The sequence below is a fragment of the Stenotrophomonas sp. 93052_Sma genome (genome assembly GCF_056481145.1).
Genome location: NZ_CM151134.1, coordinates 4,659,656 through 4,671,995, shown reverse-complemented (window position 1 = coordinate 4,671,995; position 12,340 = coordinate 4,659,656). Strand labels below are relative to the sequence as shown.

Annotated in this window: 10 protein-coding genes and 1 pseudogene; 7 read left to right on the top strand and 4 right to left on the bottom strand. The window is 65.9% G+C overall.

What is annotated here, in order from left to right; all coding sequences use genetic code 11:
• The first annotated feature begins 109 nt into the window (after nt 1-109).
• The gene (locus ACZK2V_RS21805) at nt 110-781 is read left to right on the top strand and encodes an SCO family protein (protein ID WP_486323351.1); all 672 of its coding nucleotides are present in this window, start codon (nt 110-112) and stop codon (nt 779-781) included.
• Between the two features lie 127 nt (nt 782-908).
• Here ACZK2V_RS21805 and ACZK2V_RS21800 read toward each other — a convergent pair whose 3' ends face one another.
• Nucleotides 909-1,502, bottom strand: coding sequence for a S8 family serine peptidase (locus ACZK2V_RS21800; RefSeq protein WP_006399785.1), 594 nt, complete (start codon nt 1,500-1,502; stop codon nt 909-911).
• Nucleotides 1,502-3,268: a S8 family serine peptidase gene (locus tag ACZK2V_RS21795; RefSeq protein ID WP_049400824.1), complete on the bottom strand. Its 1,767-nt coding sequence runs from the start codon at nt 3,266-3,268 to the stop codon at nt 1,502-1,504. Before ACZK2V_RS21795 ends, ACZK2V_RS21800 begins: the two co-directional genes overlap by 1 nt.
• A gap of 310 nt (nt 3,269-3,578) precedes the next feature.
• On the opposite strand from ACZK2V_RS21795, the gene ACZK2V_RS21790 reads away from it, so the two are divergent.
• A complete protein-coding gene (locus ACZK2V_RS21790; protein ID WP_486322796.1) occupies nt 3,579-4,019 on the top strand; it encodes a DUF2231 domain-containing protein in 441 nt (146 codons plus the stop codon).
• Nucleotides 4,012-5,322, top strand: a complete 1,311-nt coding sequence (locus tag ACZK2V_RS21785; protein WP_486322795.1) for a PQQ-dependent sugar dehydrogenase — start codon at nt 4,012-4,014, stop codon at nt 5,320-5,322. Before ACZK2V_RS21790 ends, ACZK2V_RS21785 begins: the two co-directional genes overlap by 8 nt.
• 140 nt (nt 5,323-5,462) lie before the next feature.
• Here the strand turns inward: ACZK2V_RS21785 and ACZK2V_RS21780 are convergent, their stop codons facing one another.
• Nucleotides 5,463-6,125 (bottom strand): exopolysaccharide biosynthesis protein, encoded by a 663-nt coding sequence (locus ACZK2V_RS21780; protein ID WP_049421123.1) that lies wholly within the window; start codon nt 6,123-6,125, stop codon nt 5,463-5,465.
• 149 nt (nt 6,126-6,274) lie between these two features.
• Here ACZK2V_RS21780 and yidA point away from each other — a divergent pair.
• The 4 genes and pseudogenes from yidA (at nt 6,275) to ACZK2V_RS21760 (ending at nt 10,671) form a co-directional block, all read left to right on the top strand.
• Nucleotides 6,275-7,104, top strand: a pseudogene (gene yidA / locus ACZK2V_RS21775) (sugar-phosphatase).
• Nucleotides 7,105-7,522: 418 nt separating this feature from the next.
• Nucleotides 7,523-9,841: a TonB-dependent receptor gene (locus ACZK2V_RS21770; RefSeq protein ID WP_486322794.1), complete on the top strand. Its 2,319-nt coding sequence runs from the start codon at nt 7,523-7,525 to the stop codon at nt 9,839-9,841.
• Between the two features lie 119 nt (nt 9,842-9,960).
• Entirely contained in the window at nt 9,961-10,350 is a 390-nt protein-coding gene (locus ACZK2V_RS21765; protein WP_486322793.1) for a hypothetical protein, read from the top strand.
• A 24-nt stretch (nt 10,351-10,374) separates the two neighbouring features.
• Entirely contained in the window at nt 10,375-10,671 is a 297-nt protein-coding gene (locus ACZK2V_RS21760) for a hypothetical protein (protein ID WP_486322792.1), read from the top strand.
• A 7-nt stretch (nt 10,672-10,678) separates the two neighbouring features.
• On the opposite strand, the gene ACZK2V_RS21755 is transcribed toward ACZK2V_RS21760, so the two are convergent.
• Nucleotides 10,679-12,184, bottom strand: coding sequence for a YifB family Mg chelatase-like AAA ATPase (locus tag ACZK2V_RS21755; protein WP_486322791.1), 1,506 nt, complete (start codon nt 12,182-12,184; stop codon nt 10,679-10,681).
• Between the last annotated feature and the right edge of the window lie 156 nt (nt 12,185-12,340).

Sequence of the window (12,340 nt, the reverse complement as noted above, 5' to 3'; positions counted from 1 at the left end):
TCACCCCGGCACCTCCGTCCTCTTTCCCCCAAGGGCAGGCCTGACCGAGACCCCGCCCGCGTCTGCGTTGGTGGTACCCGTGAAGCGTCCTGCTGCTGTTGCCCGTTCGTTGTTCTCTCCCCGTTTCCGCCTGCCGCTGCTGGCAGGCCTGGCCATCGGCCTGCTGGCCGGCTGCAGTGCGCAGTCGCGCATGGACTTCTATTCCAAGGACATCGCCTGCGAAGAGCTCGGCCAGCAGTGGTCGATGCCCGACAGCCACGGCACCGTGCGTGGGCCGAAGGACCTGCAGGGGCAGGTGACCTATCTGTTCTTTGGCTTCACCAGCTGCCCGGACGTGTGCCCGACCACCATGGTCGAGCTCAGCCAGGTCAAGCACCTGATGGGCAAGGATGCCGACCAGCTGCAGGTAGTGTTCGTCAGTGTCGATCCCGCACGCGACACGCCCGAAGTCGCCCGCACCTATGTGGAAGCGTTCGACCCCAAGGCGATCGCATTGGTCGGCAACGAAGCACAACTGGCCGCGATGGCCAGCGACTTCAAGGCGTTCTACGAAAAGGAACCCGGCCCGGTGCCGGACACCTACACCATGAGCCACATCGCCGGCGGCTACGTGTTTGATCGCCAAGGCCGCCTGCGCCTGTTCGCGCCCTATGGCATGCCGGTGGACAAGCTGTTCTCGGACGTGCAGCGCCTGCTGCTCGAGCCTGGCCATCCGGCCGCCGGCAACGGCCCGCTGGCCAGCTGCCACCTCAAGCAAAGCGACATGCTCGCCGCCCGGTAGGTGTCGACCTTGGTCGACGCGCGGTGAATGAATCTGGTGGGTGCCGACCGTTGGTCGGCACACACCCCACACACCAATCCCCCGGCCGGCCAGGAGAGCCAACCGGCCGGGGGCACCACTCAACGCCTTACTTGGTTTCTTCCCACTGCACCACGTCCGGCTCGGCCGCCTTGATGCCGGCGGTCGACAGCAGCTTGGTGGTCGCATCCAGTGCCGCGTTCACCGACGGATACTCCACAATCGCGCGGCCCGAGGCCTTGGATACCTTCACCACGGTGCCGCCGGTGGCGGTGGCCGCACGCTGCGCCGAAGCCGCATCGGTGAAGAACACCTTGACCCGCGAGGTCGCCACGACCGGCGCGCCATCGTTGGAGACAGCGGCCGCAAACTTGCTGGCACCGGCATCCGCACGTGCGGCCACACCGGTAGACGCATCCGTGGACCGCTTGCTGCGGGTGCCGACGGCCGCCGCGCTGGCATCAGCCCCGGTGGTGATCCGGAACTGGCCGCCGCTGGCCTGCTGCACGGTTGCCGACGGTGCCAGCTGGAAGCGCGAGCCGCCCACATTGAACGAACGGCCGGTGGCCTCCGCCTTCAACTGCTGCGTGTCTACGGTCGACAAGGTCTTCGCCGGAGGTGTCTGGCCCGAGCTCTGTGCCCAGGCGGTGGTGGTCATCGCCGCGAGGGCGAGGGTGCTCAACAGAATGGTCGTCTTCATCATCAGTGCCCCAGAACGCGGATCTTGAAGAATTCGAGGTTGCCACGCGATGCAGCGTTCGCGGCCTGCCCCAGGTCGGTGACTTCCAGCGTCCAGGTGCCCGTGGCGTTCTCATCCAGGAAGGCATTGCTGGACAGCAGGTCCCAGTTGGTGAAGTTGCGCTGCACACCGTTGAGGCCAGAGCCGATCGCGGTGAATGCCGGTTGCACCACGCTGCGGGTGCCACTGGGCGAGATCAGCACGAACTGCAGCTGGCGGGTGTTGCTGTGGTTGACGCGGAAGCCGAGCTGCACGCTCTCGATGTTGCGTGCACCGTTGGCGAGCTGGAAGGTCAGGCGCGCCGCGGCCGCCGAGGTATTGCCGATGGCCACGGTACGCGTCGTGTTGCGCCAGCCACTATCCACCAGTGCACCCAGCGGCTGGAAGTCCTCTGCGACCTGTACCGCGCGTGCCGCATTGACCACACCGAAACCGTACCAGTTGCTGTAGGCACGGCCGGCGGCATTCACCGTCCAGCCCGGCACCAGCACGCGGCCGTCGGAGTGGGTCACCGCTGCCCGGTTCGGATCGGTGCGGGTGGCGGTGGTGGCCAGGATGTACTTCACATCGCGGTAGGACAGGTTCGGGTTGGTCTCCAGCAGCAGTGCCGCCACGCCCGACACCATCGGCGTGGCCGCCGAGGTGCCGTTCATCTTGCCTGTGTAGTTGCAGGTGCTGTCGATGGCAGACTGGTCGCCGTCCAAGGTGTTGCGCAGGCTCGTGTTCTTGTTGCTTCCCTGCGCGCAGCCGGTGACATCGGTGGTGAGGATGGCCGGATCGTAGCGGATCGCCAGCTGCCCCGGCACGACCTGCCGCTGCCAACCATTCTCACCGCCGAAGCCGGACACCCACAGCGCCGAGCCGGTGGACGAGTAGGACGAGCGCACGCCGTCGGCGCGCACGGCGGCAACGGTGATCACGTTGAACAGGTTGTTACGCGGGTCGCGACCGGCCGGAATGCAACCCGTGTTGCGGTTCTTGGTGTCTGCCGAGCAGATGTCGGTGCCATCCGAGCGTGCGCCGTTGTTGTGGTTGTTGCCGGCGGCCTTCACGTAGATGCCACCGCGCCCACCACGGGTGCCGGACATGGCCTGCTCATAGGCGGCGATGTCGTTCTGGCTATAGGCGAGCGGCAGGTTGGGGTTGCCCGGGCTGGAGCCCCAGCTGTTGTTGAAGACCCCCACGTCGGCCACTTCGGCGCCGTCCCACCACGAGTACTCGATGTTGGAATTCGAATTGCCCTGGGCATTGGAGGCCAGGAAATTGAAGCCCTTGAGTGTGGCCGCCGAGGCAACGCCGCGCACGCCCAGGTTGTTGGCACCTACAGCACCGGCGATGCCGCCGACCATGGTGCCGTGATTGTCGCGGTCGGGATTGGACGGTGAAGGGTTGTTGCTCTGGTTGGCGAAGTTCTTGCCGGCGACCGCCGCGACGTTGGCGGCCAGGTCCGGGTGTGCGATCTGCAGGCCGTCATCGACGATGGCGATGGTGACGCCCTGGCCACGGATGCCATTGCGGAACAGGCCATCCACGTTCAGATCGTTGCCAGCCACCGGCAGGGTATCGCCCAGTACGGCCTGTCCGGTGTTGAGCAGATGCCACTGACGCCCGGCCAGCGGATCGGCCTGCTGGGCCTGGGCGGTGACGGCCAGGCTGCCCAGCACCAGGGCAGTGGCAAGGGCCAGGCGCGCGGAGCGCGGTGGCGCGGAGCGTTGCGTGTGTCGCTTCATACACGAATCCTTCTGTTGTGAATCGGCATGGCAGGACGGCGGGGCGGAACTGCCCCATCGCAACGAGCCAAACGCGACACAACGAAGAACCCCCTACCTCTTCACGGAACCAATCTGCAGATGTGCCGATTGCGTCACAAACGCTTATGCCGTGGGGTAATGACGACTGCAGCGGCCCGCATCTGGTAGGTGCCCATCTTGGTTGGCACGCGTATCGACGCATGGCGTGGATCCACCCGGCATCATCGCGCGCCCTCACATCCGGCTGTGCTACTACAGCCCGTGCACCCTTCCGCATCGGAGCACGATGATGGTCAACCCTCTGGCCCAGGCCCATCGCGGCCCCGGCACCACGCTGTTCAGCCTGTTGAACCCGATACCCTTCGGCTTCTTCGTCGGCGCGCTGATCTTCGACGCGATCTACCTCAACAGCGCCGAGGTGATGTGGGGCAAGTCCGCCGCCTGGCTGATCACCTTCGGCCTGCTGATCGCCATCATTCCGCGCCTGATCAACCTGTTCGCGGTCTGGCGCCGCAACGGCACCGCCACCCGCATCGACCGCATCGACTTCTTCCTCAACCTGGTCGCGGTCGTGCTGGCCATCTGGAACGCCTTCGTGCACAGCCGCGATGCCTATGCCGTCGCGGTGCCGGGCACGATCCTGTCGGCGCTGACCGTGGCCCTGATCGCACTGGGCCTGATCTTGCTGTCACTGCAGCCGCCGGTGCTGCAGGGAGGTCGTCATGGCTAAGCACATCCTGCCTACCGTGGGCACCCTGGCGTTGGCCGTGATGCTGTCGGCCTGTGCCGGCAAGGCCGAATACCACCCCACCGACCAATCCGGTGCGCAGCCGCCGCTGCCGGCACCGAAGAACTTCCTGATGCCGCCGATGCAGGTGCCGCGCGGCGTGGGCTGGGCCGAGGGCCAGTCACCCACGGTGGCCGAGGGCCTGAAGATCGAACGCATCGCCGCCAACCTGCTGCATCCGCGGCGATTGTTGACCCTGCCCAACGGCGATGTGCTGGTGGTGGAGGGCAATGGCCCCGGCGAAGAACCGGTCACCACGCCCAAGCAGTGGATCGCCGGCAAGGTCAAGGCGCGCTCGGGTAAGGCCGGCAAGGGCGGCAACCGGGTCACCCTGCTGCGCCGCACGCCGGGAACGAACACCTGGACCCAACACGTCTATATCGAAGGCCTGCATTCGCCGTTCGGCATCCAGCTGATCGGCGACACGCTGTACGTGGCCAACACCGGCAACATCGTGCAGTACCACTACGTGCCGGGCGAAACCCGCATGTCCGACAAGGGCCGCGAGTTCACCGACCTGCCCAGCACCATCAACCACCACTGGACCAAGGAACTGCTGGCCAGCCGCGATGGCCGCAAGCTGTACGTGGGCGTGGGCTCCAACAGCAACATCACCGAGAATGGCCTGGCCGTTGAATACCGCCGCGCAGTGGTGCTGGAAGTGGACGTGGCCACCCGTGGCAGCCGCATCTTTGCGTCGGGCATCCGCAACCCGACCGGACTGGACTGGGAGCCGAGCACCGGCACGCTGTGGGCCGTGGCGAACGAACGCGATGAAATCGGTGCGGATCTGGCGCCCGATTACCTCACCTCGGTGAAGGAAGATGGCTTCTACGGCTGGCCCTACAGCTACTACGGTCAGCACGTGGACGAGCGCGTGCAGCCGCAGCGGCCGGACCTGGTGGCGAAAGCCATCACGCCGGACTACGCCATCGGCTCGCACGTGGCGCCGCTGGGCCTGCTGTTCTACACCGGCCAGGCACTGCCGGCGCAGTACCACGGCGGCGCCTTCATCGGCGAGCACGGCAGCTGGGATCGCTCACCATTGAGCGGCTACGAAGTGGTCTACGTACCGTTCAAGGACGGTAAGCCGACCGGGCGGCCGCAGACCGTGGTCAGTGGTTTCGCCTCGAAGGACGAGAAGACTCTGATGGGCGCACCGGTGGGGATGGCGATGGACGCCGAGGGCGCACTGCTGGTCGCCGACGACGTGGGCGACGTGGTGTGGCGGGTGTCGGCCAAGTAACTCTGCAGCGTCGAGCCACGCTCGACTGCGTTGGATCTGGCCCTTGTAGAGTCGAGCCATGCTCGACTGCTTTTGCCAGCAGCAGTCGAGCATGGCTCGACTCTACAAAAAGCCATAAGCCGCCGAGCCTGGGATCGGTTCTACACTTCCGACGGCGCCGCGCGCAGCCCGCTGAACACCGATTCGGCAGCGAACCCCACGCCACCCAGCAGCACGCCGAAATACACCACCGTGGCCACAACAAAGCCGTACCCAGCGGCCACCGCCGCACCATCGCGCTGGATGAAGCCAATCGCAAAGGACATCAGCGCCAGCGCCGGCAAGGTATTGCTGAACGGAATCGGCCCGGCCGGCGCCATCAGCAGCAGGGTCGCGAACACCAGCATCAGGTTGTTCAGGCGCATCATCTTCTTCGAGCGCACCATCACTGCCAGCCGCATCGGCCGCGACAACCGCTCCATGCGGTGCACCCACTTCAGCGCACGGCCCAGGTTGGCCTTCAGCTTGTCGGTGGCGATCTCGCGGCGTGCCAGCTTCTGCGGCACCCACAGCGGCCGGTTGCGTACGCGGCTCAGGCCGATCAGCAGGATCGAGGCACCAAACACCGTGCTCAGCCCCGGAATCGACACCGGAATGATGAAGATGGCCGAGAGCAGGATCACGATCAGCAGCAGGCCTTCGTCGCCCAGCGCACTGAGCAGGGTGCCGACACTTACCTGGTCGCCGGGCAGCTCGTCGATCATCTGCTCGATCTGCTGGGCCAGGGGTGCGCTGTCATTGGTTTCGGGGGCACGGTAGGTCATGCGTCGCAAGGTTCTCCAGGGAAGGGCGGTCAGCGGGCCGTCCTGCGGTGGGGGACGCACAGGCTCCCGCAGTATCCCGGCCAACGTGGGCAAAGAGGTGAACCGGGCATGAGGGGTTAAACTGGCGTGCCCCGCACGAGTTGAACGCAATGGACATGGGCCGCAGGCAATCGACCATCGAACTGGTCGCCATCGATATGGATGGCACCCTGCTGGACCCCACCCACACGCTCACCGCGCGGGCCAAGCAGGCGATCGCGCAGGCGCGCGCTGGGCGTGCACATCGTGCTGACCAGTGGCCGCCCGGTTCCCGGCCTGGCACCGTTCCTGCACGAGCTGGGCATCACCGGCGACGACGACTACTGCATCGCCTGCAATGGCGGCCTGGTGCAGCGCATCGGCACGCGCGAAACCGTGGTCGAGTATCCGCTCAGCTTCGACGACTTCCTGTTCTGCGAGCAGGTGGCCCGCGACCTGGGCGTGCACTTCCAGGCGCTGGACAGCCGGCGCATGTATACGCCCAACCAGGACATCAGCTACTACACCGTGGCCGACTCGCATCTCTCGCGGATGCCGCTGTCCTACCGCCGAGTGGCCGACATGGACCCGTCCATGTCGTTCATCAAGCTGATGATGATCGACGAACCCGACGTGCTGGATGCCGCCATCGCGCGCCTGCCCAGCGAACTGACCGAGCGCTTCGCGGTGCTGAAGAGCGCACCGTTCTTCCTGGAAGTATTCGACCACCGCGCCGGCAAGGGGCCAAGCCTGCAGAAGCTGGCCGAGCACCTGGGCATCGACCGCGCCAACGTGATGGCCATCGGTGACCAGGAGAACGACCTGACCATGCTGCAGTACGCCGGTACCAGCGTGGCGATGGGCAATGCCATCGACGCGGCGAAGGCGGTGGCGCGGTTCGAGACCACCAGCAATGCAGACGAAGGCGTGGCGCGCCATTGAGCGTTTCGTCCTGCAGTAACCGCGCGTCCCTATGCCCTGGTAGGTGCCAACCTCGGTTGGCACACGTAAACGGCAAGCGCCGACCAAGGTCGGCCTCTACCATGTCTCGTAGGCCCTGGTAGGTGCCAACCTTGGTTGGCACACGCGCACCGTATGCGCCGACCCAGGCTATACCCACGTATAGCCCACCCATCCCCATCGCCATCCGCGCTGTACCACCGCGCAATGGCGAATGCGGCACTGCGATGCAAGAATTTCGCACGTCGAAATCACCCCATCGAATCCCACGGCAGATGATCGCCTTCGTCTGCTGACCGGCGCGCACCGCGCCGTCACTCCCTCAACGCAATCGCATTGCCAGCCAGGGCGCCGACACCGGTGCTGCAACGCGCTGGGCGTGCGCCTGCGCCGCTCTCTCCCTGCACCTGGATCTGCCCATGAACACCCCACCCACGGCGCGCCTCGCTCTGGCCGTCATCACGGCCATCACCGCACCTGCGTACGCCGCAGAAACGCACGATGCCGCGCATGACACCCCCACCACCTTGAACGCGCTGCAGGTCATCGCCACGCCGCGCGGCGCGGCCGTTGCGCCTACTCAGGTGGTCGGCCCCAACCGCTACGTCATCAAGGCTGAAGACCTCGACGCGATGGTCACCGGCAACAACGGCCTGGCCATGCTCAAGCAGGTACCGGGCGCCAGCTACACCGCCACCGATGGGCTGGGCCTGGATATCTCGGCCACCAGCCTGTTCGTGCGCGGCTTCCGCATGAACGAAATGGGTATCACCTTCGAAGGCGTGCCACTGAACGACAACGGTTTCCTCTCGCTCACCGGCACCAGCGTGGTGAACGTGGGCGTGCCCGATGGCATCGGCGCGATCACGGTCAGCCCCGGTGGCGCACCGGTCAGCGTGTTCTCCAGCAGCGTCAACGGCGGCAGCCTGGAATACCGCCTGCGCGAGCTGCAGGACACGCCCAGCCTGCGCGTGAAACAGGGCGTGGGCAGCAACAACACGCTGGTCACCACCGTGTCCGGGCAGAGCGGCCAACTCGGTGAGCATGGCCCGAAGGTGCTGGTCGACCTGCAGCGCGTGTCCGCCGACAAGTACCAGGGCGAGGGCACCCAGAACTTCCTGCGCGGCGACCTGAAGCTGCAGCAGGACGTTGCCTGGGGCGACTTCACCGTGTTCCTGTCCGACAGCAAGGCCAAGGTCTGGGGTTACAACAACATCTCCTTCGACATGATCCGCAAGCTGGGCTGGAAGGCCGACATCTTCTATCCCGATTATGCTTGGGCGTGGTACGTGGCCTCGCCGGAGAATGCGGACAAGTCCTGCGGCGCCTATACCTGCGGTGAGCTGTCCGAACTGATCCCGTACGACACCGGCCAGATCACCCGCGACCGCGTGTCCTCGATCAACCATCGCTTCCAGATTACCCCGGCGCTGAGCGGCAACGTGCAGTTGTACAACGCCAACAGCCACACCCAGGCCACGCTGACCGACCCGACCGTGCCGTCGCCCAACGGCGCACCGTTCTCCGAACAGGTGCAGACGCCGCGCGTGAATCGCCTGGGCGGCATGGTCAACCTGCAGTTCGAGACCGGCGCGCACACCTTCACTGCTGGCGTCTGGCAGGAGAAGAGCAAGGCCGCGGCCAAGACCGAGTGGTACCAGCAGCCGCTGCTGGGCGAGGGCCCGCCGCTGAAGGCCACCGGCCCGTTCGATGTGTACGGCCCCGCGTTCAAGACCGACAACGCATCGAGCTGGGTGACCCGCTCGCGCCAGTTCTACCTGCAGGACGACATCGTGTTGAACGACACGCTGAAGCTGGGTGTCGGCTTCAAGGCCGTGGACTTCCGCACCAGCGGCGGCGGCCTCGGCGATGCCAAGGACCGGCCGGTGAACGGCACGCTGCGCGCGAAGAGCAACTTCCTGCCGCATGTCTCGCTGTTCTGGAGCCCGACCGAATCCACCGATGCCTTCATCGACCTGGCCAACACCACGAACGGCTACCGCGTGGCCCAGCGCGGCAACATCGGCTACACCGCCTCGGCGTGGACCATCACCGACCAGGAAGAGTTCGACCGCGTGGCCGGCACGCTGCGCCCGGAGAAGAACTGGAATCTGACCGTCGGCGCGTCGCATCGCTTCGACCGGCTGACGATCACCGGTGACGTGTTCTACAACGACATCCGCAACCGCCTGCTGTCGGCCGCCATCGGCACCCAGTTCGCGCAGATCAACACCGTGCGGTTGATGCCGAAGATGCACGTGATCGGCGCCGACCTCGGCATCACCGCCGACCTGACCGACCACCTGCAGTTCTACCAGGGCGTGGCCGTGGCCCGTTCGTACTACGACAGCGATTTCGTGGTGGGCGACACGGTGTACCCGATCAAGGGCAACGCCCAGCCGGGCTATCCGCAGATCTCGCTGGTCAGCGACCTGTCGGCGCATTTCGGTGACTGGCGCTTCGGTGCCACCAGTACCTCCTACCTGCGCCAGCCTTTCACCTACGAGAACGACATCCGCGTGCCGACCTTCTGGCAGGTCAACACCTATGCCGCCTACCGCTTCGGTACGGACAGCGCGGTGCCGGGCCTGGAGCTGCGGCTGGACGTGAGCAACCTGTTCAACCGCCACAACATCGGTACCGCCACCATCGCCGGCTCGTCGTTCTCGGGGGATTACCAGACCCTGCAGCGCAGCGCGCCCCGGCAGCTGATGTTCAGTACCTCGATGGCGTTCTAAGTAGATCCACGCCATGCGTGGATGCACCTGGCGGTCCCCAGGCAGGTGCCCAGATCCGCCCACAAACCCGCCTTGCGCAATCAACAGGGATTTTCTGGCGGCGACGCAAGGTTCCCACAATGTTGCTGGGTCATGCTGTCGGCATGGCTCAGTACAACCCGCGATCACCGTTGTTCGACATACGGAGTCATGGACGGCCCCGGCAGGCGCTGTCCGTGGCGCCTGTGATCGACCTGCAGTCCGAGTACCAGTTCTGGCACGTCTACGAGCGTGTGGTCCGCCCGTTGCCCGGTGGGGGGCTGCGGCTGGCCTGGCTGGTGTGCCAGAAGGTGTACCGGGACCGGTGGCAGCACCCGCACGACAGCGACGAGGCGGCGTTGTCGCGGGTGTTGTTCGGCGGGAACATGACGGCTGACCGGGCGTCGGAGCTGGCGGAGCTCCACGCGCTGGTCAGCCGTCGGGTGGCGTTGCTGGCCCGGCGAGGCGTATTGTTCGGGCGCGGCCGCTGACCCGCACATCTGCAGGGAGTTCCGATGGATCTTCTTCTGGGGCGATATCGCATCCTCGCGTACCGCGGATTCCACGACCTGCCACGGCTGATGCTGGTGACCGATAGCGCATCAAAGCACTGGGTGCTCGACTGTCCGTTCGAGGACGAACGGGATGACTACGCACCGGTGTATCGAGTCCTTGCCGTGGAAGCTGGTGCCGCAGGGCCGGCGGAGATATGGGAACGGCACAGTCGTGGGCTTCTGCTTGGCGTCGGCGTTCTGCCAGTAAACAGGCTGCAGTTTGACGAGACGCGGCGTACCTCCTTCATCTTGACGTGATCCTTCGTTACACCCCCGGCTTTCCCCGGTCCAGTTGCCGATAGCCAATCGCCTCAGCCAGATGCGCCGTCTGGATCACCTCGCAACCTGCCAGATCTGCAATCGTGCGCGCCACCCGCAGAATCCGATGCATCGCCCGTGCGGAAAGCTGCAGCCGCTCGATCGCCTGCTCCAGCAGATCCTGATCGGCCTCACTCAATTTCGTGCACGCACGCAGCGCCGCCGGTGGCAGATGGGCATTCAGCCCGCCACGCGCCTGCTGCCGGGCATGGGCGGCTTCCACCCGTGCACGTACCGCAGCACTGGGTTCACCCAGCGGCGTACTCTCCCGCAGCTCCACCGCGTCCATACGTGCCACGCTGATGTGCAGGTCGATGCGGTCCAGCAACGGGCCGGACACCCGCGCGCGGTAGCGGTTGATACGTTCGTCGCTGCAAAGGCAGCGGTTGCTACGGTCCCCGGCCCAGCCGCACGGGCAAGGGTTCATCGCTGCCACCAGCTGGAACCGTGCGGGATACTGCACGCTCCGCGCTGCGCGGGCGATGCGGATGTGGCCGGATTCCAGCGGCTCGCGCAGGGTTTCCAGCGCGCTGCGGTTCCACTCTGGAAGCTCATCAAGGAAGAGGACTCCATGGTGGGCCAGTGATATCTCACCGGGGCAGGGCGGGTTGCCCCCACCTACCAGCGCCGCCGCACTGGCACTGTGATGCGGTGCCCGAAAGGGTCGCTGCCGCCACCGTCGTGGGTCCAGTCCTTCGCCACTCACCGATGCAATCGCGGCCAGCTGCAGCGCCTCAGTCTCTTCGGTATCCGGCAACAGGCTGGGCAGGCGCGAGGCCAGCAGTGTCTTGCCGCAGCCAGGGCTGCCGATCAACAACAGATGATGCCCACCCGCTGCGGCCACTTCCAACGCGCGTCGTGCGTGCGCCTGCCCGCGCACGTCGGCCAGATCGGGTAGTGGCAACGGTGTCGTGTCCACGCGCTCCACGGGCGGCAACAGACGCGGATTGCCCAGCCCGGCGCAGCACTCCAGCAGCGTGCGCGCTACACGCACATCGGCGTGCTCGGCCAGTGCGGCCTCCGCCGCGTTGCCGGGCGGCACCACCAGAATGCGCCCGGCTTCGGCGGCCGCGATTGCGGCAGGCAGCGCGCCCGCCACTGGCCTCAGTTCACCGGTCAGCCCAAGCTCGCCCAGAAACTCGTATTGAAGCAGCGACTGCGGATCGACCTGGCCGCTGGCCGCCAGAATGCCCAGCGCAATCGCCAGGTCGTAACGCCCACCTTCCTTGGGCAGGTCGGCGGGCGCGAGGTTCAAAGTGATGCGCCGCTGCGGGAAGTCGAAGCGCGCGCAGAGCAGGGCGGCACGGACGCGCTCGCGCGATTCGCGCACACTGGTCTCGGCCAAGCCCACGATCTGAGTGACAGGAAGGCCGCCAGAGAGATGCACTTCCACCCGCACCAGCGGGGCATCGACCCCGGCGCGGGCACGGCTGTAGACCAGCGCCAGGCCCATGTGTGGTTTCCCGTTTAGAGACATTGAATAGTGCAACAGCAATCGGCGGTCAGCCATCGGGGACTGCATCAGACGCGGCTAGGAAATGCCCTAACGTTGAATGAAAGTTGTGATGGGCAACGCAGCGACGCCCGTCACTTTGGACATTGAAGCAGG

Excerpts from the sequence above, each read along its gene's own strand:
- ACZK2V_RS21755 (WP_486322791.1), bottom strand. The coding sequence starts at position 12,184 with ATGGGCCTGGCGCTGGTCTACAGCCGTGCCCGCGCCGGGGTCGATGCC.
- ACZK2V_RS21790 (WP_486322796.1), top strand. The coding sequence starts at position 3,579 with ATGGTCAACCCTCTGGCCCAGGCCCATCGCGGCCCCGGCACCACGCTG.
- ACZK2V_RS21785 (WP_486322795.1), top strand. The coding sequence starts at position 4,012 with ATGGCTAAGCACATCCTGCCTACCGTGGGCACCCTGGCGTTGGCCGTG.
- ACZK2V_RS21760 (WP_486322792.1), top strand. The coding sequence starts at position 10,375 with ATGGATCTTCTTCTGGGGCGATATCGCATCCTCGCGTACCGCGGATTC.
- ACZK2V_RS21800 (WP_006399785.1), bottom strand. The coding sequence starts at position 1,502 with ATGATGAAGACGACCATTCTGTTGAGCACCCTCGCCCTCGCGGCGATG.
- ACZK2V_RS21770 (WP_486322794.1), top strand. The coding sequence starts at position 7,523 with ATGAACACCCCACCCACGGCGCGCCTCGCTCTGGCCGTCATCACGGCC.
- ACZK2V_RS21795 (WP_049400824.1), bottom strand. The coding sequence starts at position 3,268 with ATGAAGCGACACACGCAACGCTCCGCGCCACCGCGCTCCGCGCGCCTG.
- ACZK2V_RS21765 (WP_486322793.1), top strand. The coding sequence starts at position 9,961 with ATGTTGCTGGGTCATGCTGTCGGCATGGCTCAGTACAACCCGCGATCA.
- ACZK2V_RS21780 (WP_049421123.1), bottom strand. The coding sequence starts at position 6,125 with ATGACCTACCGTGCCCCCGAAACCAATGACAGCGCACCCCTGGCCCAG.